At 54.6% G+C, this 23746-nt stretch carries 19 protein-coding genes; 3 read left to right on the forward strand and 16 right to left on the reverse strand.

Translation table 11 applies throughout. The features are described 5' to 3' along the window. The first annotated feature begins 134 nt into the window (after positions 1-134). Together KE531_01855 and KE531_01860 are read left to right on the forward strand one after the other, a co-directional pair. The gene (locus tag KE531_01855) at positions 135-1091 is read left to right on the forward strand and encodes an L-lactate dehydrogenase (protein ID MBR9952379.1); all 957 of its coding nucleotides are present in this window, start codon (positions 135-137) and stop codon (positions 1089-1091) included. A 70-nt stretch (positions 1092-1161) separates the two neighbouring features. After that, complete coding sequence (locus KE531_01860; protein ID MBR9952380.1) at positions 1162-2184, forward strand: sugar kinase; 1023 nt, start codon at positions 1162-1164, stop codon at positions 2182-2184. A gap of 32 nt (positions 2185-2216) precedes the next feature. Here KE531_01860 and KE531_01865 read toward each other — a convergent pair whose 3' ends face one another. From KE531_01865 to KE531_01940, 16 genes are all read right to left on the reverse strand, one after another. Further along, a complete protein-coding gene (locus tag KE531_01865) occupies positions 2217-2744 on the reverse strand; it encodes a phosphatase PAP2 family protein (protein MBR9952381.1) in 528 nt (175 codons plus the stop codon). A gap of 15 nt (positions 2745-2759) precedes the next feature. Beyond that, a complete protein-coding gene (locus tag KE531_01870; protein ID MBR9952382.1) occupies positions 2760-4133 on the reverse strand; it encodes a sodium-dependent transporter in 1374 nt (457 codons plus the stop codon). Between the two features lie 100 nt (positions 4134-4233). Then, positions 4234-5625 carry a M20/M25/M40 family metallo-hydrolase gene (locus tag KE531_01875; GenBank protein MBR9952383.1) on the reverse strand — a complete coding sequence of 464 codons (1392 nt, stop codon included), beginning with the start codon at positions 5623-5625 and terminating at the stop codon, positions 4234-4236. A 31-nt stretch (positions 5626-5656) separates the two neighbouring features. Continuing rightward, positions 5657-7495: a cadherin-like beta sandwich domain-containing protein gene (locus KE531_01880; GenBank protein ID MBR9952384.1), complete on the reverse strand. Its 1839-nt coding sequence runs from the start codon at positions 7493-7495 to the stop codon at positions 5657-5659. A 25-nt stretch (positions 7496-7520) separates the two neighbouring features. Then, positions 7521-9947, reverse strand: a complete 2427-nt coding sequence (locus KE531_01885) for an SH3 domain-containing protein (protein ID MBR9952385.1) — start codon at positions 9945-9947, stop codon at positions 7521-7523. A 243-nt stretch (positions 9948-10190) separates the two neighbouring features. Next, entirely contained in the window at positions 10191-10706 is a 516-nt protein-coding gene (locus KE531_01890; protein MBR9952386.1) for a VanZ family protein, read from the reverse strand. Between the two features lie 63 nt (positions 10707-10769). Further along, positions 10770-12218 (reverse strand): sugar transferase, encoded by a 1449-nt coding sequence (locus KE531_01895; protein ID MBR9952387.1) that lies wholly within the window; start codon positions 12216-12218, stop codon positions 10770-10772. A gap of 157 nt (positions 12219-12375) precedes the next feature. Next, the gene (locus tag KE531_01900) at positions 12376-13788 is read right to left on the reverse strand and encodes an oxaloacetate decarboxylase subunit alpha (GenBank protein MBR9952388.1); all 1413 of its coding nucleotides are present in this window, start codon (positions 13786-13788) and stop codon (positions 12376-12378) included. 78 nt (positions 13789-13866) lie between these two features. Beyond that, on the reverse strand, positions 13867-15015 hold the full coding sequence (locus KE531_01905) for a sodium ion-translocating decarboxylase subunit beta (protein MBR9952389.1): 1149 nt from the start codon (positions 15013-15015) through the stop codon (positions 13867-13869). 38 nt (positions 15016-15053) lie between these two features. Then, entirely contained in the window at positions 15054-15470 is a 417-nt protein-coding gene (locus KE531_01910; protein ID MBR9952390.1) for a biotin/lipoyl-binding protein, read from the reverse strand. Between the two features lie 18 nt (positions 15471-15488). Continuing rightward, entirely contained in the window at positions 15489-16298 is an 810-nt protein-coding gene (locus KE531_01915; GenBank protein MBR9952391.1) for an OadG family protein, read from the reverse strand. A gap of 17 nt (positions 16299-16315) precedes the next feature. Continuing rightward, a complete protein-coding gene (locus KE531_01920) occupies positions 16316-17755 on the reverse strand; it encodes a carboxyl transferase (protein MBR9952392.1) in 1440 nt (479 codons plus the stop codon). 324 nt (positions 17756-18079) lie between these two features. Then, positions 18080-18952 carry a YitT family protein gene (locus KE531_01925; GenBank protein MBR9952393.1) on the reverse strand — a complete coding sequence of 291 codons (873 nt, stop codon included), beginning with the start codon at positions 18950-18952 and terminating at the stop codon, positions 18080-18082. Between the two features lie 103 nt (positions 18953-19055). Then, on the reverse strand, positions 19056-19709 hold the full coding sequence (gene fsa, locus KE531_01930) for a fructose-6-phosphate aldolase (protein ID MBR9952394.1): 654 nt from the start codon (positions 19707-19709) through the stop codon (positions 19056-19058). Between the two features lie 106 nt (positions 19710-19815). Then, the gene (locus tag KE531_01935) at positions 19816-21420 is read right to left on the reverse strand and encodes a hypothetical protein (protein ID MBR9952395.1); all 1605 of its coding nucleotides are present in this window, start codon (positions 21418-21420) and stop codon (positions 19816-19818) included. A 75-nt stretch (positions 21421-21495) separates the two neighbouring features. After that, positions 21496-21918 carry an acyl-CoA thioesterase gene (locus KE531_01940; GenBank protein ID MBR9952396.1) on the reverse strand — a complete coding sequence of 141 codons (423 nt, stop codon included), beginning with the start codon at positions 21916-21918 and terminating at the stop codon, positions 21496-21498. A gap of 211 nt (positions 21919-22129) precedes the next feature. On the opposite strand from KE531_01940, the gene KE531_01945 reads away from it, so the two are divergent. Then, positions 22130-23575: a putative DNA binding domain-containing protein gene (locus tag KE531_01945; protein MBR9952397.1), complete on the forward strand. Its 1446-nt coding sequence runs from the start codon at positions 22130-22132 to the stop codon at positions 23573-23575. Positions 23576-23746 lie beyond the last annotated feature (171 nt).

Genomic DNA, 23746 nt, shown 5'->3' on the forward strand with positions numbered 1-23746 from the left:
AATTTCTGTTTTTAGATATTGACATTTTTTTAACAATGGATGTATAGTATAGGCATGAAAAGAAAACACTTGAAAATATATGTGTGTGAGGCGGCAGACGGCAAAGATCCGTTTCCCGCCGGAAGGAGGACTTTATGGCAACAAGATGTGACAACCGGAAAATTGCCCTTGTGGGCACCGGCATGGTGGGGATGAGCTTTGCTTACTGTCTTTTAAACCAGGCAGCATGCGATGAGCTCGTCCTCATCGATCTGGATAAAAAGAGAGCCGAGGGCGAGGCCATGGACTTGAATCACGGCCTTGCCTTTGCGCCCGGGAACATGAAAATTTATGCAGGGGAATATTCCGACTGCGGCGATGCCGACATCGTCGTCATCTGTGCCGGCGTGGCCCAGAAGCCCGGCGAAACGCGGCTTGCCCTCTTAAAGCGGAACGCCGAGGTCTTCCGCTCCGTCGTCGGCTCCGTGACAGACTCCGGTTTCTCCGGAATCTTCTTAATTGCCACAAACCCGGTAGACATCATGGCCAGAATCACAAGGGAAATCTCCGGCTTCCCCAAAGAGCGCGTCATCGGAAGCGGAACAGCCTTAGACACAGCAAGGCTCCGCTACCTGCTCGGCGCCTATCTGGATGTGGATCCGCGGAACATCCATGCCTATGTCATGGGCGAACACGGCGACTCGGAGTTTGTCCCGTGGAGCCAGGCCCTTCTCGCCACGAAGCCGGTACTCCAGATCTGTGCGGAATCTGACGGCAGGCTCTCCGTCTCTGATCTGGAAAACATCTCCACCGAGGTGCGCGAAGCGGCCTACAAAATCATCGACGCCAAAAAAGCCACCTACTACGGCATCGGCATGGCCCTCACCAGGATTGTCCGCGCCATCCTGGGCGGCGAAAACAGTGTCCTTACGGTCTCTGCCTGCTTAAACGGCGAATACGGTCAGAAGGACGTCTATGTGGGAGTCCCCTGCATTTTAAACCAGAATGGTGTCTCCAGGATCCTCACCCTGGATCTTCCCGACGAAGAGATGGACAAACTCGGCAAATCCTGCGATACCCTGCGGAAATCCTTTGACGAACTCGGTTTATAGGTTTATAGTAGAGATAAGCTGCGGGCCCGGAGGCGGCCCGCAGAAACTACATAACGCGGAGGTATGAATCATGAGTACGAATTCCTTTGACCTGATGACCTTTGGCGAAATCATGCTGAGGCTTTCCCCGCCCCGCCATGCCCGCATCGTGGACGGCGACATTTTTGAAAAGCGCGCCGGCGGCGCAGAGTTGAACGTGGCTTCCGGTGTGGCCCTTTTAGGACTCCGCACCGGCATCATCTCCAAACTCCCCTTAAACGAGCTTGGAACCTTCATCAAAAACAGGATCCGTTTCGTCGGCGTATCCGACGACTATCTGATTTACGACGACTCACCTGAAGCAAGGCTGGGACTCTACTACTACGAGATGGGCGCCGCGCCGAGAAAGCCCACCATCGTCTATGACCGCCGTTCTTCCTCCGTCACCAGGATCCGGCTGGAGGAAATCCCCGAGGAGGTTTACTCCTCTGCCAGAATGTTCCACACCAGCGGCATCAGCCTGGCTCTCTGCGAAGGCATGAAAAACACGGCCATCGAACTGATCCGCCGCTTTAAAGAGCACGGCGCACTGATCTCCTTTGACGTCAACTACCGTGCGAACCTCTGGAGCGAAGAAGAAGCCAGGGAGACCATCAAAAAGATTCTTCCCATGGTGGACGTCCTGTTCGTGTCCGAGGAGACGAGCCGCCGCATGTTCCGGAAAACCGGCTGCCTCGAGGATATTTTAAAGAGCTATGCCGACGAGTACGGCGTAAAGATTGTTGCCGCCACCCAGCGTACCGTCATCAGCCCGAGAAAGCACTGCTTTACCTCGACGCTCTACGACGCCCAGAGCGGCCAGTTCTTCACAGAAGAGCCGTATAAGGATATCGACGTCATCGACCGGATCGGCTCCGGCGACGCCTATGTAGCCGGCGTCCTCTTCGGCCTCTTAAAGTACCAGGATCCGAGAAAAGCCATGGAATTCGGAAACGCCACCTCCAGCGTGAAAAACACGGTGCCCGGCGACCTTCCGTCCTCGGATTTCAAGGAAATCGACAGGATCATAAGAGAGCACCACTCCACCGGCCCTGTCAGCGAAATGAACCGGTAACAGAGTACATACGAAAGACATCCCCCGCACCTCTACGGCGTTTTGGGGGATGTCTTTTTATTCCAAAGATTTTCTGTTTTCATTCCCGCATATCCAAGAGCCAGCCCGATGAGAAGCCCGCCCAGGATATCCGTCGGGAAGTGGACGTAAAGATACATTCTGGAAAAGGCGATGAGAGCCGCCAGCACAAGCGCCGCACTGCCCCATTTCCGGTTTTTAAGCCAAAGGTAAAAGGAAACGGAAAAGCCTGCCATCGTATGTCCCGACGGGAAGGAAAAGTCCTCGGGCACCGGGATTAAAAGCTCCACCGCCGGATTCAGCCAGCAGGGCCTTGGCCGTGCAACGGCATTCTTTAAAATCAAATTCCCGACGATCAGGCAGCCAAGAAGGATAAGCAGCACGATGATCCCTTCTTTTCTCGTCCTTTTCCAAAACAGCAGGGCAATCCCCAGAAGGATCCAGAGCAAGCCCCCGTTCCCAGCCGCTGACAAGGCGCACATGACTGCGTCCAGAACGGGATTGTGAATCGTCTGAAGGAAATCCAGAATGGCAAATTCCATGTCCAAAAACCTCCGTTAAATGCTGATAACTCCAAAATATTTCAAAAGCTCTCCCACCAGGATCGCCGCCAGCATGACAGGCGCAATCCAGCGGAGCATGACCTGATAAAGGCGCTTTCTCTTAAACTCCCCGGAGCTTTCCACTTCTTCCTCCACAAAACGGCTCCCGATCACATGTCCCACAAATACGCACGTCCCGATGGCCGCAACCGGCATCAGCACCGAATTGGAGATGAAGTCAAAAAAGTCCAGAAACTGCATGCCAAGAAGCTTGATGCCGGAAAGAGGCCCATAGCCAAGGCAGGACGGGATCCCAAGCAGGAGAATGGCCGCCGTGGAAACGACCGTGGCCGCTTTCCGCCCCAGCTTTGCCTTATCCTGCACCATGGAAACCACCGTCTCCAAAAGGGAAATCGACGACGTCAGCGCCGCAAACAGCACCAGCAGGAAAAACGCCGTGCCGAACAGCCCGCCCATATTCATGGAGCCGAACACCTTCGGCAGCACGCCGAACATAAGCCCCGGCCCTGCCTGTCCGCGGATTAAAGACGCATCGCCGCCGTTAAATGCCACGACGGCCGGCACGATCATCAGACCGGCCAGGAACGCAATCCCCGTATCAAAAATCTCAATCTGCGCCACGGACTTTTCCAGATTGTCTTCCTTTTTCATATAAGAGCCGTAGGTAATCATGATGCCCATGGCTAAGGACATGGAATAAAAAAGCTGTCCCATGGCCGCCAGCACCGTCGTCACGGAGACATCCTTTAAATCCGGGAGCAGGTAATACTTTAACCCGTCCATGGAACCGGGAAGCGTCAGGCTGTACACAGCCACGCCGACAGATAGAAGGACAAGCACCGGCATCAAAAACCGGCTGGCTTTCTCAATCCCCTTTTCCACGCCGAACAGGACGACGGCCGCCGTCAACAGCACATAAATCAAAAACCAGAACATCGGCGCCTCAAAAAGGCCGCTTCCGCTTCCTGCGATGAAATCCCCGAAATAGGAATCTCCAGCCATGGCTGCCATGTTCCCGCGGGCAAATTCCGCAAAATATTTGATGACCCATCCGCCGATGACACAGTAGTACGGCGTGATAATGACGGGGATCAGCGCGGAAAGCCAGCCAAGGGCCGCAAACCGCTTATCGAGCTTCGCATACGCTTCAATACAAGAAAGCCTCGTCCTGCGCCCGAGGGCAATCTCCGTAATCATCAGCGTAAACCCGAAGGTAACTGCCAGCAGGATGTAGATAATCAGAAATGCTCCCCCGCCGTATTTTGCCGCCAGGTACGGGAACCGCCAGAGATTCCCGAGTCCGACCGCGGAGCCTGCTGCGGCCAGGACAAAGCCGATCCTGCTTGTAAAGCTGCTTCTCTCTTTCATCCAATGTTCTCCTTCTCTAAATGTCACGTTAAAAGTGTAAAGTAAAAAAGTGATAATTGGCCCCATTATACACGGGTTTGAGAGAAAAAGCAAATACTTTTTATGATTTTCCTGATTCTTCTGCCGGGCGGCCAAGCTCACAGAGCACCTGGGCCGTCGCATGGATGCCGTTGTAATAGCAGGAAAGCTTCATATTTTCATTGGGCGCATGGTTGTTTTCATCCGGATTTGCATAGGGGACGCTGACGACCGGAACGCCTAAAATATCTGTGAACACGTAGTTCGGAAGGCTGCCGCCCATGAGCGGCAGATTCACCGGCTCCGTGTTGTAGGCTTTCTTTATGCCCTCGCGGATCCGCACAACAAGCGGCAGAGACGGCTCCGTACAGGAAGCCTCCATGACGGAATACCCGCTTACAACAGCCGACGGCTCCATCTTCTCCACATGGCGCTTCACCTTCTCATACGTGTCCTTCCCCCGCATACCGGGCACAAGGCGGATATCCATCTTTACCACTGCATGACAGGGGATGATGGTCTTCGTGCCCTCTCCGCCGTAGCCGCTCGTCAGGCCGTTGATGGTGAGCGTCGGAAGGAACATCAGGTGGCGGTAAAACTCCAGCTTATCGTCAAATTTCAGCCTGTCCACGCCGTACAGCCTGCAAAGCTCCTCCGGCTCAAACTCCATGGCTTCCATCATTTCCTGCTGTGCCGGGGAAACCGGCGCAATGCCGTCATAAAAGCCGTCGATCAGCACCTTCCCGTCCGCGTCTGTCATGGACGATAAAAGCTTTACCATCTTCCAGGCCGCATTTTCAATGACGCCGCCCTTGTTCCCCGAATGGTTGTCGCTCTTTGCCGTCGTAATCCCGATCTCAAAGGACAGGATGCCGCGGTTTCCGTAGACAATCTGCGGCACCGTGTCGCTGTACATGCCGCCGTCGGAAACGTAAACCACATCGGCCGCCAGAAGTTCCCGGTTCTGCTCCACGATCCACGGAAGGCTCGGGCTCCCGCTCTCCTCCTCGCCGTCCAGGATAAATTTCACATGGACAGGGAGTTTTCCAAAGGTCTCCAGGCAGGAACGCACCGCCATCAGATGAGCCATGAACTGCCCCTTGTTGTCGGCAACGCCGCGCCCGTAGAGGACACCAAGCTTTTCCGTCGGGATAAAGGGAGGCGTATCCCATGCTTCCAGGGGCTCCGGCGGCTGGACGTCGTAATGGCCGTAAAACAGTACCGTCGGCGCGTCCTCCTTATCGGAGTGGAGCTCAGCAAAGACTGCCGGCTTTGTCGGCGAGTCCAAAAGCCTTGCCTCCATGCCCATGTCACGGAACATGGAGATTAAAAGGCTGCTGCATTCCTCCACGCCCCAGTTCTGTGCACTGACGCTTGGCTGGGACGCCACCCGGATGAGCTCCTGCTTATGCACATCCGCCATGCTGTCGATATAGCCGTGAAGCACCTCTGCCATTTCCCTTGTCATTTCCATACGGATCACCTCTCCTTTTCCCGGATTTCTTTTACAGATCTAAATCAATGAACTCGAAATCGTCGTCTTCCTCGACGGAACGGCCCGCCTCTTTGGCTGGCTTCTGGCTCCTCCTGCCGGTTTGAGGTTCCATTTCCTCCGGATCGTCAAAATCCGCATCCAGATCTTCGATTTCCTCGTCCTCAAAATCCGGCTCTGCATCCCGTCTTCCGGTCGGGCGTCTGTCCGCGGCAGTATTCCTGCCGCGGCCTTCGTACACTTCCTCGTCCGCATCCTCTATGTCGCCGTATCCGTCGTCAGGATCTTCGCTCTCATATCTGCGTCCGTTCCTTCTTCCGGCTGTATCCCGCCTGTCATAGCGGCCGGCCTCCTGGCGTTCCGCGCCCGTCTGCCTCTCTGCGCCGTAGTCCAGGTCATAGGAAGTGCCTCCGCGCCCCGGGCTGCCCGGCTTCTTTAAGAGCAGGACAATAAGTACAATAATTAACACGATGCATACGGCAAAGAGCCCGACGATCAGCCAGCCGCGGATGGAGTAGTCATCTAAGAGGCTGTTGTATTCCTCTGCCAGTGATGCAAGCTTCGTCTTCGCGCTCTCCGCATCCGGATCCTGGAAGTACCTCTGGAGTGTCATCTCCTTCTGGTCGTAGCGGTAGAAGTTCTTTTCACCATTGCTGTTCATACCGTAGACGACGCAGTACTCCGGAACCGAATCGTCGTCCGCCGCCCAGATCCATCCGCTCACCGTGTGCGAGCCGATGTCGATGGAGCAGGCCTCAAAGCCGTCCGGAATTTCCGTGCCCTCCGGAATCTCGCTGACCGGAAGGACGATGATGGTCTTCTCCGCCATCTTCACCGTTACATACGGCGCGAAGGTTCCATTCTCCGAATTGTAGAGGAAGAAATCGCCCTCTCCCGCGTCATTCGTCATGTAAAGGAGCGTCAGGCCTTCCGCCTCGTTCCAGCCGGCCTGTACCTGCGTTCCGTTGTAATCAATCTGCGTGGACGTAAAGCCTGCGGGAAGCGCTGCCTCGTCAAAGGAAGCTGCCACCTGCCAGTTCTCCTCACCGACGGCTGCCGTCATGCCGCTGCCCTCAGCGCCCGCGTCAGCCGGCTCCGAAGCCTCCGGCGTCTCGCCGCCCTCGGTCTTTGTCACCTTAATCGTATAATTTTTAACGGTTGTACCATCTTCTGCCGTTACCTTGCAGACAATCTCATTTTCCCCGATCTGGAGGCCGTCGTTTCCGCTGACAACTACCGTCGCTTTGCTGTCATTGGCCGGTGCACTGACCGTGATCTTTTCCACATCGCCGGAAACCGTGGCCGTGTAATCCGTCACGTCCGGCGAAAAGGCCGGGGAAAGCTCGCCCGGAGAAATCGTTAAGGACGACAGGTTCGCATCCCTTGAGTAGGTTGCCGGCGCGTTGACCTTGACGGCCGAGCTTCCCACATGGCTTAAGGACACCGCCTGGGAGTTGGAGTCATAGACCTCCTGGGATTTTACGGTGATGTTTGTGGTACCGGCCTTTAACGTCTTAAAGGTCAGAGAAAAGTTAAACGTCGTCTGTCCCACCGATTCCATGGTGCCTAAGACTCTCACGGAGCCGGCGCCGCCGTTGGCGCTGGTGCCGCTCACAAATTCCAGGGCGGAGGAATCATATTCCAGCATGACGTCCGAGGCGCCGAGCCCCTCTGCCCCGTCTGTTGTAATCTTCATCGAAACCGTCACCTGATTCCCGACGGTAACAGACGGGTCGGAAAACGTAATCTTTCCTGTCGCCGCAAAGGCAGTAAGCATCTGGCCCGGCAGGAAAACTGCCATCATGGCGAGAACCAGAAGGCCCGCCGCCAGCTTCTTTATCTTTGTACTCATATCCATGTCTCCTTACTTCGTTTTATCACCCATTCTCCAGGATGATCTTCTGGAGGGCCGCCATGTCGGCCGCGTTGACCGTGCCGTCCCCGTTTAAATCGGCCGCTTTCGCGGCATCCCCGCTAAGGGTAGTTTCCCCAAGAATATGCTGTTTTATCAGCATCACATCGAGAACCGTCCGGCTCCCGTCCCCGTTGACATCGCCGGAAAGCCTGCCGCCCTGGGCTGCTTCCGTCTGGGGCGGAGCCTCTGCCGACGTCGTTTCCGCCGGAGCCTGAGTTTCAGCCGGTGTCTCCGCCGCGGTCGGAGCCGCGGTTTCCGGCGCCTGGGTCTTTGCCGGGGCTCCCGGGGTCTGGGATACAACCGGGGCCGTTGTCTCCGGCGCCTGGGTCGTGGAACCGCCAGGCCCCACACCTGTCTGGACGCCCTGGGTGGCAGCCGCCGTCGTTTCCGCCGGAGCACCGGGGCCTCCGGTCTGGCCTGCGCCCGGCCCTGTCTGGCCGCCCGGGCCGACGGCCGTTCCCGTCCCTGCGGACGTTCCTGTACCGCCGGTTCCGGAATCCGGCACCGTTACCACCGGCGCATCGCTCTGTCTCACCACGTTCAGCCGGTACGTCCGCACATCGCCGTTTTCTGCCGTAACCGTCACCGAAATGGTGTTGGCGCCGCTCTGGAGGGAAATGGTTCCTGTTCCGCTCACAGACGCCTTCGAGTCAATGGCGCCTGCCTTTACCTCGATCCTGTCAACGGACGGGTTCACGATGATATCGTAGCTTTCCGTGTCGCGGCCGAAGGTCGGCGTCAGGGCGTAGCCCGTAACCTCTAAAGAAGCCAGCTTGTTGTTGGGGCTTCCCGTCTTCGTCGGCTTCGCACATGCCGTCTCCGGCATGTTGTTGTAAATCGGTATCTTGAATACGAGCGTCTGGCTCTTCATGTCATCCGTGTAGGCGCGGGAAAGCTTGGCGCCTTCGCCTGCTGCACCCTCCACGTTCGTCATGTACTGATGTTTATAAAGGTTCGTTCCCTGGACATTGAACTTCTTTAAATAGAAGGTATCCTGTCCCTGCTTCACGTAATTGTCGCCGTAATACTGGGCACCGCCGACGATGGACTTCTCGATGGAATTCCATGGCCGCCCGTAGCTCCCGTTCTGGGAGGCATACCAGAGGCCGCGGGTGACGGCCGACATGGTGCCGGAGTCATAGGCGCCGATATTAAAGAAATTGTAATAGCCTTCGTAACCAGGAGTCTTTCCGGAAATGCTGCCCGAAGTCCCGGCTCCCTGCTCCTGAATAATCATGGCAGCCAGAACGTAGGGATTCACGCCGGACTGCGCCGCTGCCGCCATGATAATGTCGGCGTAGCTGCTTCCCGGCGGCACCGGGGATTCCGTCCCGGCTCCCGTATTGTCGCCGGTGATCGCCGAGGCGTCCATGCCCGGGCCGTACTCCACCGACGGCACAGCCACCACGGGAAGCTCCCTGGCGCTCACAACGGCCGACGGCCCTTCCAGGCTCACGTTTCCCTGGCTGCCGGAGCCCTGGGTAGTCTCCACCGGGGATACCGGGGCCGCCGTCTGTTCCGGAGACGCCGAAAAGCCGGGGCCGTAGTTTTCCCCGGGAGCCGGCTGTGTCTCCTGCACCGTCCCGCCGGGCGCCGTTCCCTGTCCCGAAGACACGGCAGCTTTCTCCAAAAATGTCCCTTTTATCAGGCTCTGGAGCCCTTCCTTCGTCTGGTGATTGCTGTCATATGTATGCAGAAGGAACTGGAAAATATAAGTCTCATTTAAAAAATTCCTGGGATCCATGTAATAGCATACGATGTCCCTCGATGCGGCCACCCAGGTGGCGCCGTCAAAGCCTGTCCACACGCCGCTTCCCCAGTCATATGCGCCGTATTCCGTGGATTTCCAGGAGGAAATGCTGTTTTTGTCCACCAGGTTGGCGCCCACGGCCCCCTCGTTCGCAATTACATCATTCCAGTCGAGGCCGGTTTTCTGCGCCTGGAAAACCCAGGTGGGATATTCCGCATGCAGCGTCCGCAGGGAGTCCTTATAGCTCTCCGGAAATCCCTGTTCATTCAGATACGCCTCAAAGGAGGCATCCGTCGTATAGGACACCGGGAATTTGATGTACTCTGAAGACACATAACCCGTCTGGGTACCGGAGCCGCTTGAAAAACGGATCTCGTACCAGCGAGCGCCGTCGGAACCCGTGGTTTCCCCTGTGACCGTCACGGCCGTCCCATAGTCCAGCCGGGCCACGATGGAATTCCCCGTTCCCGCCCCGCTCCGCACATTGAGCGTCGTCGCCTTGACGTTGGCGGACCGCTCCATATCGGCAAAGGCTGTGTCCGGATTCTTTATGAAAAGCGCGGTCTTTCCCGCTGCCCCGAAGGCCAGCGCCATTCCCAAAACCGCCGCCAGAATTCGTTTCCCCTTTTTCTTTTTCATCTGCTTTCTCCTGTCGTTCTTGTCCGTCCATGCCAAAAAATGACATCAGGTTCATTATACTGACAAAGCAAGTTCCCTGTCAACCTCGCTTGCAAAAGTTCACAGAATTGCCAGGTTTTCCCTTGAAATCGTAAGAATTTCTTAAGCAAAATGTGAGCGCCGGGGCGTGTCCTGCACCATGGAAAATCCTCATTGCCGAATTGTCCTCCCGAGGCAAAAATCTCCCGGGGCAGATTCCGTTTTTCATCTGGAACCTGGCCCGGGAGAGCCTGTTTTTCTTTCTTTTCCAAATATGCGCTTTAAAACAGTCCGAAAGATCAAAACACCGAAAAATGCGCCGAGTGCATTGGCCGCCACATCGTCCGTCTGGCAGTAGCCGCGCCCGGTAAAAAGCTGCACCGTTTCGATCAGGACGCTTATGAGCGCACCTGAGACGGTACAAAAAAGAAGGTTTTCCGCCCTGGAAGAGAGGAACGGAAACAGCATGCCGAAGGGAAGAAACAGAAGGACGTTCTCAATCACATAGGCATGGGACTGAGCCGTGTTCCCCCAGGTGGAAAACAGCGCCAGATCCAGCCCGTGCCTAGAGCCCGGCTCCCTGGAAAAAAAGACCACCTGCACCATGCAGATCAGATAAACGAGAAACAAAAACAGCGGAACCGCCATGCCCCTGTGCCTTTTTGCCAGCCCCCAAAAAAGCGCCGTCAAAACCGCCGCCAGCGGGAGCCCCAAACCAAGGAAAGGGATGACCTCCGCCATATCCTTTCCCATGCATGCCAAAACGTCTGCCAGTTTTACCGCATCCTTTCCATTCTCCCCGCCTTACATGGCCCCGTCCCTGGACAGGACGACGAGGATTGTCTTTAAAAGAATCCGAAGATCGAGCCCCAGGCTCCACTCCGAAATATATTTCTTATCCAGGCGGACGACCTCATCAAAATCCGTGATCCGGTTCCGCCCGCTCACCTGCCAAAGCCCCGTAATCCCCGGCTTCACAGCCAGGCGGCCGCGGTGCCGGATTTCATACTTTTCCCACTCATCCACTGTCGGCGGCCGCGTGCCCACCAGGCTCATATCGCCTTTCAGCACGTTGAAAAACTGCGGGAACTCGTCGAGGCTCCACTCGCGGATCAGGTTCCCGACTCCCTTTTTCACGGAGCCGTCAGGAAGGCGCCTGGCGCCTATGATCCTGGGATCCCAGTCTAACTTGAACATCCTGCCGTCTGCCAGACGGTTCTTCTCTGCCAGCTCTTCCTTCCGGCTTTCCGCGTCCATATACATGCTGCGGAACTTATAAATCCGGAACGGGCGGCCATTCTTTCCGACCCGCACCTGCGAGAAAAAGACAGGCCCCGGCGACTGGAGAAAAATAGCAGGGCCGAGAATCACCGTCAAAAGGCCTGTAAAGACACAGCCCACAAAGCCGCCTGCAATGTCCATGGCCCGCTTTGCCATGCGCTTTCCGGCTGCCGCAAAGACCGGCGACACCGTCACCATCCATCCGTCGCCGAAGGGTTCCACAAACGCCTGCCCCTGCCTGTATTTTGACGCGGCCGGCAGGATTCTATGTATGGTAACGCCCATTTCCATGAGCGCCTCCGAAAGCTTCTCCGCCTCCGGACACGGCTCCGTCAGGAAAAAGAGTACGGCATCCACCCATTGATGGTTCACATAGGCGGCAGCCCCCGAAAGTGAAGACACAACAGCCGTTCCCTCGATGATTTCCCCCGTCCTGTCCCGGTCGGCCGCAACAAGGCCGGCAATGCGGCAGTTTTCGTATTCCGCCTTTTTCATCTCCTTAAGAAGGCCGGGCATCTGCGCTTCTGTACTGACAAGAAGGAGTGAAATCTCCTTCCGCCGGAAAAAACGCCGCCGCATACGGCTCCATGCCGTCCACGCGGCGGGACGGAACAGCGCAGAAAACACGCCTGTCATCAGGCAGACGGCCCTGGAATAGGCTTCCGCCTCTTTCGTAAAAAACAGCCAGGCCACGGACAAAAGCTCCACAAAGAGTACATGCCGGACGACTCCGGCCGCCTTCCCGCCGCGTCCAGAACGCCATTCCCTTCCCGGCTCTCCGAATGCGGCAGAAACCAGCAGCTCAACCACCGCCAGAACAGCCGTCAGATTTCGGTACAGGGGGCTGCCGAGAACAGCCAGATCCCCGAACCGGAGCCAGCAGGCCAGGAAAAAGGCGGCCAGAAGGCTCAGGACACCAAGAATAAAAAAATCGGCCTGTTCCAGCCAATCTCCAGCTTCCCGCTCTCCCATTTTCCCGCCTCCTTCCGGCACCGTTTTTGTCTTATCACTATACCATCCGCCAAGGCTTTCGTCAAGTTTTGCCGGCGGGAAAAACCAGCCGCCCAGCCGCAAAAGAGGCCCCGTACCTCCTTTTTGCAGGTACAGGGCCTCGTCTTTCGTTTCTTAATTATACAGGATAAACCTTATTTGTCTTGTCTGCCTTGGCCGGATCTACCTTCGTCTGCTGTGCCTCACGGTACTCGAAGAAATCCTTTGCAACTGCCGGGAACAGGGCGTAGGTCAGGACGTCCTCATCCTGCTGCTTCCACTGCGCGCATTCCTTCTCGAATTCCGGAAGCTGCGGCGGGATCAGGTCTGCCGGACGGCAGGTGATCGGCGTTGCATCGCCGATGATCTTCTTCTGAACCTCTGCGTTGAACGGCTTTACGGTCTTTCCGAACTCGCCCATCATGATCTTCTTGGACTCCTTCGTTACCATCTTGTAGCGCTCGCCTGCAAGGACGTTTAACACGGCCTGGGTTCCAACGATCTGAGAAGACGGAGTAACAAGCGGCGGCTCGCCGAAGTCTTTTCTTACTCTCGGGATCTCTTCGAGAACCTGACGGTATTTGTCCTCCTGGCCGGCTTCCTTAAGCTGGCTTACCAGGTTGGAAAGCATGCCGCCCGGAACCTGATAGCGGAGCGTCCGGATATCAACGCCGAGAACCTTCGGATTTAAGAGGCCGCTCTTCAATGCCTCTTCACGGATCGGTGTGAAGTAGTCTGCAATTTCAGCCAGGGTATCCTGGTCGTAACCGGTATCGTAAGGCGTTCCGCGGAACGTCTCTACCATAACCTCCGTTGCCGGCTGGGATGTTCCAAGGGCCAACGGGGACATTGCACAGTCGATGATGTCGCAGCCTGCTTCCACTGCCTTTAAGTATGTCATGGAAGCGACACCGGACGTATAGTGGGTATGAAGGTCAATCGGGAGCTTTGTGCCCTCTTTTAATGCCTTCACAAGCTCAGCCGCATTGTACGGGGTCAGAAGGCCGGCCATATCTTTGATACAGATGGAGTCGGCGCCCATCTCCTCGATGTCACGGGCAATGTTCTTCCAGTAGTCCAGCGTGTAAGCGTCGCCGAGGGTGTAGCTTAATGCAACCTGTGCATGGCCTTTCTCCTTCTTTGCCGCCTTTACAGCCGTCTCCAGGTTTCTCATATCGTTAAAGCAGTCGAAAATACGGATGATGTCGATACCGTTTGCGATGGACTTCTGTACGAAGTATTCCACAACATCGTCTGCATAGTGGTTGTATCCAAGGATGTTCTGGCCGCGGAACAGCATCTGGAGCTTCGTGTTCTTGAAGCCGGCTCTCAGCTTTCTAAGCCTCTCCCACGGATCTTCCTTTAAGAAGCGCAGGGATGCGTCAAAGGTTGCGCCGCCCCAGCACTCAACTGCGTAGTATCCAACTTTATCCATGGTCTCCACGATGGGCATCATCTGCTCCGTGGACATTCTCGTAGCCAGCAGGGACTGATGAGCGTCACGGAGGACAGTCTCAACAATCTTTACCGGTTTTTTCTGAACCTCTGCCATTTTCTTTACCTCCTAATATTTAAAACGGTCATGCACCGGCCGCGCCGGCGAAACTGCGGCCCGGCCGGGGCCATTTTCCTATACTCCAAAGATTGCCATGAAGGTACCGGCGGCAACTGCCGTACCGATAACACCGGCTACGTTCGGGCCCATGGCGTGCATCAGCAGGAAGTTTGTCGGATCTGCCTCAGAACCAACCTTCTGGGATACACGGGCTGCCATAGGAACAGCAGATACACCGGCGGAACCGATTAACGGGTTGACCTTGCCGTGGGTTGCCTTGCACATGAGCTTTCCGAACAGGACGCCGGCAGCCGTACCAAAGGCAAAGGCCACAAGACCAAGGGCAACGATCTTTAAGGTTGTCACCTTTAAGAACGCCTCAGCACTTGTAGTAGCGCCTACGGAAAGTCCAAGGACGATTACGACGATGTACATAAGGGCGTTGGACGCGGTCTCTGCAAGCTGCTTTACAACGCCGCACTCACGGAACAGGTTTCCAACCATCAGGAGTCCAACAAGGGGAGCCGTTGACGGCAGGATCAGGCAGACAACAACCGTAACGATGATCGGGAACAGGATCTTCTCCAGCTTGGATACGGGACGAAGCTGTTCCATCTTGATCTTTCTCTCTTCCTCCGTCGTGAACAGCTTCATGATCGGAGGCTGGATGATCGGTACAAGGGCCATGTAGGAGTAAGCGGCAACCGCAATCGGCCCCAGGTACTCGGTCTGGCCGAGCTTTCCTGCAAGGAAGATTGAGGTCGGGCCGTCAGCGCCTCCGATGATGGAGATGGAAGCGGCTGCCTTGTCATTGAAGCCCCATAAAATAGCAAGGAAATAAGCGGCATAGATGCCGAACTGGGCGGCAGCTCCCAAAAGGAAGCTGGTGGGGTTTGCAATCAACGGGCCGAAGTCCGTCATTGCACCGACGCCCATGAAGATCAGGGACGGCAGGATGCTCCACTCATCTAACAGATAGAAATAATGGAGAAGTCCTCCTACCCCGTTGGAAGAATCTTCAATCGTCAGCATAATATCCGGATAGATATTAACGAGCAGCATACCGAAGGAAATCGGAACCAGAAGGAGCGGCTCAAATTCCTTTTTGATCGCAAGATACAGGAAAATGAAGGCCACCAGAATCATGATCATGTTTCCGAAGGTCAGATTCAGGAATGCTGTCTGATGAAGAAGATTCAAAAGTGTGTTTTGAATGTATTCCATGTTAATCCCTCCATGTGGAATCTGCGTTCAGCAGACGATTAGTTCAGCGTAGCAAGCGTTGCGCCTGGTTCCACAGAATCACCGGTGGATACGTTGATGGATGCAACCGTACCGTCTTCCGGAGCCACAATCTCATTTTCCATCTTCATTGCCTCAAGAATCACGAGAACCTGTCCTCTCTTTACAGCCTGGCCGACAGAAGCCTTAACGCCAAGGATCTTTCCGGGCATCGGAGCCGTAACCTTTACGCTTCCCTCGCCGCCTGCCGGTGCTGCCGGAGCGGGAGCCGGGGCCGGTGCTGCTGCCGGAGCAGGAGCAGGTGCTGCCGGGGCCGGAGCCGGAGCTGCCTTCGGAGCCGGGGCTGCTGCCTTCGGGGCGGATGCTGCGCCGGTGAAGCCTTCCTCTACCGTTACTTCGTAAACATTTCCATTAACCGTAATTGTATAATTTTTCATGATGATTTCCTCCTGATTTTATGCTCTTTTCCAGTTTGCGTTCGGGACGCGTTTGATGGACCGTACTACAAGGCCTTCTGCGGACGGCTTTCCTTCGGACGCTGCGATGGCTGCCGCGATGACGGCCACAAGCTCTGTGTCATCCGTCAGGTCTGCTTCAGCCTGAACAGGCGCTGCCTGCGGGGCCGGGGCCGGCGCTGCTGCCGGAGCGGGGGCTGGTGCCGGAGCCGGCGCTGCCGCACGTTCCTTCTCCTGCTGTTTTTTCTTAACTCCCTCTTCCCAGCGGTTGATATACTTAAAGCAGCTGATCAGCCAGCAGATGAAAATCAGTACGGCGAATACGACGCCCATACCCATCACTGTATTCATGGCTGCCTTCACCATCTTTTCACCGATGGTATATTCCGGGTTGAACGTAACGGAGGTCACGTTCGCCAGATCCTCGTCCACCGTCAGGGTGAACTCCATCTCCCGGTTCTCATATACGGCGTCAATTTTGGCCGCATAGCCGTCTCCCGTATCCGATACGGCTGCCGTACCGGCAGATACGAAGGCGCCGAGGTCATCCTTCACGCTCAGCCAGGAATTAAAGGCGCTCTCCATAACCGTGTCTTTATTTTTCTGGCTCGTCGCGATGGCGCTCTCAAGATCCGCGTCATCCGTCATGGTGTTGAAAAGCTCCAGATACTGCTGTGCACCCTGCTGCATTGCCATCTGAATCGAGGGGTCAATCTCCTCTTCCGCACCGCCCATGGAACACCCGGACAGAGCGAACAGACAAACGGCCATGCAAAGAGCCAGCCAGATTCTTTTTATATTCTGTTTCATATATCTGCCACCTCATCCTAGACCGTTCCGTGTTTTTTCGCCGGACGGTCCTCTCTCTTTGTAAACAGCATCTCAAAGGCCGCAATTACGCGCTTTCTCGTCTCAGCCGCCTCGATGATATCATCCACATAGCCTCTCTTTGCTGCTGCAAGGGCGCTGGACTGGATTTCCTTATACTCTGCCGCCTTCTCATTGATGAGCGCAGCCGCGTTGTCGGACTCGGAAATTTCTTTTGCATACATGATCTTCACAGCCGGAACGGCATCCATCATTCCGATGGAGGCATTCTTCCATGCGTACACCACATCGGCGCCGATGGACTTGCTGTTCATGGTCAGGTATGCGCTTCCGAAGGCCTCGCCTGCGATAACCGTCACCTTCGGCACATCTGCGTTTGCAAATGCACATGTCAGGCGGGCTGCCGCTTTGGCAATCTTCTTCTCGGTGCAGGTGCATGCCTTATAGCCGTTTACATTTACAAGGGTCAGCACCGGGATGTTGAACGCGTCGCAGAAGTTTACAAACTCTGCCGCCTTCTCGCAGCCCTGAGCCGTAAGCCCTTTCTCGAATTCTTCTGTCTTCTCGCCGTCCTCATAGGCCTCGGTGCGGTTTGCAACGCAGCCGACGGTGTTTCCGTTGAGGCGGATGAACGCCGTTACCATGTTGGGGGCGTAGTCCTTCTTAAGCTCCATATAGAAGCTGTCGTCAGAAATCATGGCAAGAGCCAGGGCCGTATCACCGGCACAGTTTTCAAGGCCTTCGCAGACACGGTTCAAATCGTCGCTGCACTCGCCGTAGGACATGTCATCCTCGTTGTTGGCCGGAAGGATGGATACCAACGCACGGATCTTTGCAAGGATTTCGTCCTCGCTGCCGGCGCCGTCTGCCGTTCCTGCCTCTTCACACTGGAATTTTGCGCTGGAGGTATCTTTCTTGTTTTCAGCAATCGCGTTCGGGGAATTCACAAACAGCTTTGCCTTTTCCTCCACAAAAGTAAAGTCTGCGATTGCAGACGAAACTGCCATTCCGCCGCCGCAGGTTCCGAATACTGCCTGGATCTGCGGAACTACGCCGGAAGCTAAGGACTGGATCTGGTAAAGCTTTCCGAAGCCGTCTAAAGCGTCCGTTCCTTCCTGAAGCCTTAAGCCTGCACAGTCCACCAGGCCGATGACCGGAGCACCCATCTTCATGGCCATCTCATAGACATGCACAATCTTCTTTGCATGCATTTCACCCATGGAGCCGCCCATAACGGCCGCATCCTGGCTGTACACATAGACGAGGCCGCCTTCAATGGTGCCATAGCCGGTCACAACGCCGTCAGCAGGTGTTTCCTGAGCCTGCATGTTAAAGTCTGTGCTTCTGGCAGTCACATATGCGCCGACTTCAACAAAGCTGTTGTCATCCAGCAATGCGTTGATTCTTTTCATTGCAGATGTTTGTGCTGAATTACTCATTTTGCTGTCCTCCATTATAAAAAAGTGTGCGCTTCGGCACACACTCGCGCCGGAGCGCGGCTGTTAAAACAGCCATATTCCTTTGCGCGGAGTGCGCATCCTCGCGGAGCATTTTTATTTCATGGGCGAAAGCCTCACGAAATAAAAAATTGACGAAAATCAAATTTCTGCCTAGTGTAATCATATACTTGTTTTGTGCAAATTTCAAGGAATTTTTTCTCAGAAGAACAGTTTCTTACCCTCAAAAAAAATTGGCGGCCGGCATTTACTTTTGTAATGCCGCCGCCAGATTTTTCTTTACTTTATAAAGTGCTTTTTTTGATGCTACCGGTACATTTTTGTCAGAGTAAAGCCGCGTCCCCGCACCTCGCTTACCTGGTTTACAATCATGAACGCTTTATCGTCGGCCTGCGTGACGATTTCATTTAATTTCATCAGTTCCCGCCCGGAAACTACCGTGAGAATTGTGAACGCTTCCTTGCGCATATGGCCGCCCTGGGTGTGGAGAAGCGTCACGCCGCGGTCCAATTCCTCCTGGATCCGCCGGCTGATTTCCTCACATCGGTCACTGATGATCTTCACCTGGATCTGCTTCGTGCCGGATACCAGAACCTTATCGACGACAACCGTATAAATCATCACCATCACAAGGGCGTAAAGGATTTTTTCCCTGTCCTGGAAGGCAAGCTGCGACACAAGGATCGTAAAATCCATCACATAGAGCGTTGCGGAAACTGGGATGCCCAATTTCTTTTTCAGCACCAGCGGCGGGATGTCGGTGCCGCCGGTGGAGGCGCCGGAGCGGATGACGATACCCAGGGAAAAGCCGATGATGAGGCCGGCAAACACGGCGCAGAGCATGGGATCCTCCGTCACCACAAAATCCCCGGCAAGGCGCATGATCTGGTCTAAAATGAACGGGTAATAAAACGTCGCCACAAGGGTCGTCAGGGCGAATTTCTTCCCGAGGACGAACCAGCCGATGACAAACATCAGCACATTGAACACGGCCACAAAGCCGGAAAGGGGGATACCCCATAAGTGTTCCGCCACCAGGGCGATTCCTGTCGTCCCGGCCGCAATCATGTCAAGCGGCAGGATGAAAAACACTACGCCGCAGGCATAGCACGTCAGCCCGAACAGGATGATGGCGATCTGGGCTGCCGCCTTTTTGTAATTTGTCTTGTTCTCTTCCATTTTTTCTGCTCCCTTTTTCACATTTTACTTCTATCGCGCTGTCCCTTTAACATAAAAAAGCGCATAAAAAGGGAGGTGCTTTCGCGCCCCCTGGGACTTTCCCTTATTTTCCGAAGACCGCTTCATAGTCCTTGCGGAATTTTTCAATTCCCTGATCAGTCAGCGGATGATGAATCATCTGGTCGATAACTTTATAGGGAACCGTTGCGATGTCGGCTCCCGCCAGCGCACAGTCGGTCACATGGATCGTGTGGCGGACGCTGGCTGCGATGATTTCCGTCGTAATGTTATGGATATTGAAGATTTCCGCCACCGTATCGATTAACTCGATTCCCGGCTGGGAGATATCGTCGAGACGTCCCAAAAACGGAGAAACGTAGGCGGCGCCGGCTCTTGCTGCCAGAAGCGCCTGGTTTGCGGAAAAGATTAACGTCATGTTGACCTTGATGCCCTCAGAAGAAAGCACCTTCGTAGCTTTTAAGCCCTCGGCCGTCATCGGGATTTTTACAACCATATTGGGATGGAGCTTTGCGATCTCACGTCCCTCGGCAATCATTCCTTCGGCATCTGTGGTGGTAGCCTTTACCTCACCGCTGATGGGCCCGTCGACGATGGAAGCAATTTCTTTTAATGTCTCCACATAATCTTTCCCCTCTTTTGCAATCAGGGACGGGTTCGTCGTGACGCCGCAGATGACGCCCATGTCATTTGCCTTCTTTATTTCTTCTACATTGGCAGTATCAAGAAACAGTTTCATTGGTATCCCCCTCCTAACTTCTGTCAGTTCGTTTGTCTGTAAGCCTGCACGGCTTGGTCTGTTATCATTTTACGCGTTCTTTGCGTCAATGTCAAATGGTTTCGGACTATCCTGCATAATGGAGCCCGTCAAAATATTCTTCCTCGCCGACGCCCTCTATTGTGCTTAAGTAATCGCCCTTTTCAATCTGCACGTCGCACCGCCTGCCGTCCTCCAGCTCCATCTCCACAAACGTCTTCCCGTCAGTCCGCCGGACAGTCATCCGGCTGCCGGCCGGCAGCATTTCGCGCACCTTTTCTTCCCCTGTTTCTCCCTGGGAAACCCACACAGGCACCGGGATTTTTGCCGTCAGCTCATACCCTCTGCCCCATTCTGCGCCGACAGTGTAGACGCCGTCCTTTTCCACGGGCATCCCGTCTTCGCCGACATGGTAGCGCCGGCGTCCGGTGTAGGTGCCGAGCGCGTCCATGTGCGTGTACAGGGAAAAGTTCTCCGGATCCGAGACAAGATGATCGAGAAAGCAGTTTGCAGTCTCACCCACATAAAGCGGCGTCTTCCCGTTTAAGTCAAACACAGTCACCGTCCTGTAATCGTTGTCTCCGGCAAACTCCAGATACAGATACGTCCGTCCATCCTCCGTATGCATCAGGTAGGCATCGCGGCAGCTTCCGTATGCCTCTGACTCTGCCTCGCTTCCGCCGCTGGAGATGGTGATCCGGCTGGAATACGTCTCGTTATCATAGGAAACGTCAAACAGGATCTGCTCCATGAGCCCGTCGCCGTCCACATCGAACGCCTCCGGCTCGTCAGGATGCATCCGCCTTGCAAAGCCGCCGGCCGGCACGTACTCCTCAAGAAACAGCCCCGGCGCATCGGAAAAGAAAATGTCCGCCGAAAGGACGCCCGAGGAATAGGGCGATAAGAGGTATGGACTGAAGACGAAATGAAGGCCTTCCATGTCCATGACCCAGCAGTTGTCAATGGAACCGTCCTCATGGAACATGGCATCCAGGGCGGCTTCGTAGTTGTCAAACATCTCACCGTTCCCGTACTTGACTCTCAGTTCCTGCTTCACCAGACCGCAGACCTGCTCATAATCGGAAGTCACATCCTTTAAAGAAATGGGCGTCCCGTTCTCCGGCCTCAGGTTGACGCCGGTCTCCCCGTACATGGCATGGGCACCGCCCGTATAGGAGCTTGATGTCTCTAAAAAGCTCACAATCTTATCGTCTGCCCGGATGGGGACGACAGACTGCTCGATCCAGCAGCCGTCTGTGGTTTCCGGATTTTCTTCTCGCCTGGCCTTCAGGTCGGCAAGCACCGGCTCATACTGCGCCTGGATATCCGCCCAGGCCGTCAGGAACCGGTCCTCCAGCACCTGGTTTATAGCATCATGGCCGGCCGCCAGCACCGTAAGCTTCTGGCACTCGGCATGGAGCAGCTCGGTGCCGGCATCCCACTCGGAGAGATATTCCATCGAGATCTCCACGTCGAGGGGGACAGGCCTCGTATAGCCAGCGGAAGGCACTTCTTTCTCTTCCTTTTCCGGCACAGCCGCGGCTGTCATTTCTTTGATGCCCGCCTGGCTGCTTTCTGATGCCGGCTCACTTTTTATATCCGGAATGACGCTCCCGGCTCCGGTTTCTGTCCCGCCGGAGCATGCCGTCAAAAGCATGAGCACGGCGGCTATGGCAATCCATTTCTTCTTCATTCCGTCACCTCCCATGTACTCTGACTGTTTCTTTTATTATACTGGAAAAATGGGAGTGATTCCATAAAGATTCTTTTAATTTTTCTTTTCAGGCGCATATCTGCGAAAGACGGCGTCTGTCTCCGGCGCTTCCTTTTTTAAGGAAATCAGCTTCCCCGCCCGGTTCAGAAAGCAGTGGCTTGTCTCCCCGTCTGCCTTTAGGGCGCCGGTTTCCCTGTCGCGCACCTCGTAGCTTAAAACCAGGCGGATGCCGTTGTAGGCTTTGATGGACGGCGCAATCGTCACCGTGTCCCCAAAATATGTCATAAGCCTGTAATTGCAGGACGCCGTAAGCACAGGGCAGATGATCCCCTGTGCTTCCATCTCTTTATACGGGATCCCCATCTGATCCATATAGTCGATCCTGGCCGATTCAAACCATCGGATGTAGTTGGAGTGATGGACAATCCCCATCTGGTCTGTCTCATAATACTGTGCTTTCCATTCGTATGGCTGCATATGTTTCTCCCTTTCCACTTTTCAACACATTTTTTCCAATTATAGCGAAAATTGGGGGAACTTTCAAGCGGCCGGTGCAGGGAGTATCAATAGCCAGGCGTCCGGGACACCGGGAAATTTTCTTTGCCTGCATGCGGACATGAAATTGATATTCTATGAAAAATCCTGTATAATAAAAATGAATTTGAAAGGAAAGGGGGCGGCTGTCTCTATGACAGAAACAGAACTTCTGAAACTCATACATGACGGCGAAAATATCCGTGTGGAGTTTAAGAAATCCACCCATGAGATTACAAAAGATGTGTATGATACCGTTTGTTCCTTTTCCAACCGCGATGGCGGAATCATCTTCCTCGGTGTGAAAGACAACGGGGAGATTCTTGGCATCGCCCCGGATGCAGTTGACCGTATGAAAACGGATTTTGTTACGTCAATTAACAACGGCCAGAAAATCAATCCGCCGCTTTACTTACAGCCGGAAACACACCTTGTGGATGGGCGCACGATTCTGGTCATTCAAGTCCCGGTCAGCAGTCAGGTATGCCGCCATCATGGACGTATTTTTGACCGGAACCATGAATCTGACATTGATATTACAGACAGCTCCGATATGGTGTACCAGCTGTATGCACGGAAAAGCGGCAGCTATTTCATCAATAAAGTTACCCGGTTTCAGTTAGATGATCTGCGGTCTGATTTGATGGAACGGGCCAGAGCCATGACTTCTATCCGCAGCTCCAACCATCCCTGGAAATCCATGTCCGACGAAGAAATGCTTCGCAGTGCCGGTCTGATTTTGAAAGATGATGAGCGGCAGCTGGAAGGTATTACCCTTGCGGCAATCCTTCTCTTCGGGAAAGACTCTACTATCATGTCGGTTCTCCCTCAGCATAAGACGGATGCTATTTTCCGGGTAGAAAATCTGGATCGTTATGATGACCGGGATGTGATTATCACAAATCTCCTGGAAAGCTATGACCGGCTAATCGCCTTTGGACAAAAACATCTCAATGACCCCTTTGTGCAGGAAGGGATTCACAGCGTCAGCGCCAGAGACAGAATCCTGCGGGAGATTTTTTCCAACAGTCTGGCACACCGGGACTATTCCAGCGGATATGTGGCAAAGTTCGTAATAGAGCGGGACAGGCTCTACACTGAGAATGCCAACCGTTCCCACGGACACGGGGCTCTCCACCTTTCTTCCTTTGAACCTTACGCCAAAAACCCACCGATCTCGAAGGTGTTCCGGGAAATCGGCTTGGCTGATGAACTGGGATCCGGTATGCGCAATACTTACAAATATACGAAGCTCTATTCCGGCGGCACACCGGAATTTATCGAGGGCGATGTGTTCCGCACGGTGGTTCCTTTGGCTTCTGTTGCGGTGGAAAAGGTGGGGCCGCGGGAAAAGACCCAAGTGACGACCCATGTCACGACCCAAGTGACGACCCATGTCACAATAACAGATACAATTTTGTCTTTTTGTAAAGAACCTCACTCCAAAGCAGAAATCGCAGAGCATTGCGGATATAAAAACTCAAAGAATTTCACGCGGAAATATCTGCGTCCGCTCCTGGATAGTGGATTGCTTACAATGACGATTCCTGATAAGCCAAGAAGTCAAAACCAGAAATATGTCACCGTTCACTTCCAATAAGAAAACAGACCTCCAAACAGGCGATATGCTCCCGTAAAGGACCGCATACCGCCTGTTTTACATCTTTGTGCCACAACGCCTTTTTGCCAGCCAAATGATACATGAACATGCCCATTCAAAGCCGCCTTCTTTATTATTGCAGCAGCCGCACGGCAATCCGCTCTTTTTTCC

The sequence above is a fragment of the Eubacteriaceae bacterium Marseille-Q4139 genome (genome assembly GCA_018223415.1).
Taxonomy (GTDB): Bacteria; Bacillota; Clostridia; order Lachnospirales; family Lachnospiraceae; genus CABSIM01.

Bases quoted from the DNA above. Each gene is read 5' to 3' on its own strand.
- KE531_01855 (MBR9952379.1), top strand. From the start codon at position 135: ATGGCAACAAGATGTGACAACCGGAAAATTGCCCTTGTGGGCACCGGC.
- KE531_01915 (MBR9952391.1), bottom strand. From the start codon at position 16,298: ATGAAACAGAATATAAAAAGAATCTGGCTGGCTCTTTGCATGGCCGTT.
- KE531_01920 (MBR9952392.1), bottom strand. From the start codon at position 17,755: ATGAGTAATTCAGCACAAACATCTGCAATGAAAAGAATCAACGCATTG.
- fsa (MBR9952394.1), bottom strand. From the start codon at position 19,709: ATGAAACTGTTTCTTGATACTGCCAATGTAGAAGAAATAAAGAAGGCA.
- KE531_01910 (MBR9952390.1), bottom strand. From the start codon at position 15,470: ATGAAAAATTATACAATTACGGTTAATGGAAATGTTTACGAAGTAACG.
- KE531_01925 (MBR9952393.1), bottom strand. From the start codon at position 18,952: ATGGAAGAGAACAAGACAAATTACAAAAAGGCGGCAGCCCAGATCGCC.
- KE531_01890 (MBR9952386.1), bottom strand. From the start codon at position 10,706: ATGGCGGAGGTCATCCCTTTCCTTGGTTTGGGGCTCCCGCTGGCGGCG.
- KE531_01885 (MBR9952385.1), bottom strand. From the start codon at position 9,947: ATGAAAAAGAAAAAGGGGAAACGAATTCTGGCGGCGGTTTTGGGAATG.
- KE531_01895 (MBR9952387.1), bottom strand. From the start codon at position 12,218: ATGGGAGAGCGGGAAGCTGGAGATTGGCTGGAACAGGCCGATTTTTTT.
- KE531_01945 (MBR9952397.1), top strand. From the start codon at position 22,130: ATGACAGAAACAGAACTTCTGAAACTCATACATGACGGCGAAAATATC.
- KE531_01870 (MBR9952382.1), bottom strand. From the start codon at position 4,133: ATGAAAGAGAGAAGCAGCTTTACAAGCAGGATCGGCTTTGTCCTGGCC.
- KE531_01900 (MBR9952388.1), bottom strand. From the start codon at position 13,788: ATGGCAGAGGTTCAGAAAAAACCGGTAAAGATTGTTGAGACTGTCCTC.
- KE531_01875 (MBR9952383.1), bottom strand. From the start codon at position 5,625: ATGGAAATGACAAGGGAAATGGCAGAGGTGCTTCACGGCTATATCGAC.
- KE531_01860 (MBR9952380.1), top strand. From the start codon at position 1,162: ATGAGTACGAATTCCTTTGACCTGATGACCTTTGGCGAAATCATGCTG.
- KE531_01940 (MBR9952396.1), bottom strand. From the start codon at position 21,918: ATGCAGCCATACGAATGGAAAGCACAGTATTATGAGACAGACCAGATG.
- KE531_01865 (MBR9952381.1), bottom strand. From the start codon at position 2,744: ATGGAATTTGCCATTCTGGATTTCCTTCAGACGATTCACAATCCCGTT.
- KE531_01905 (MBR9952389.1), bottom strand. From the start codon at position 15,015: ATGGAATACATTCAAAACACACTTTTGAATCTTCTTCATCAGACAGCA.
- KE531_01880 (MBR9952384.1), bottom strand. From the start codon at position 7,495: ATGAGTACAAAGATAAAGAAGCTGGCGGCGGGCCTTCTGGTTCTCGCC.
- KE531_01935 (MBR9952395.1), bottom strand. From the start codon at position 21,420: ATGAAGAAGAAATGGATTGCCATAGCCGCCGTGCTCATGCTTTTGACG.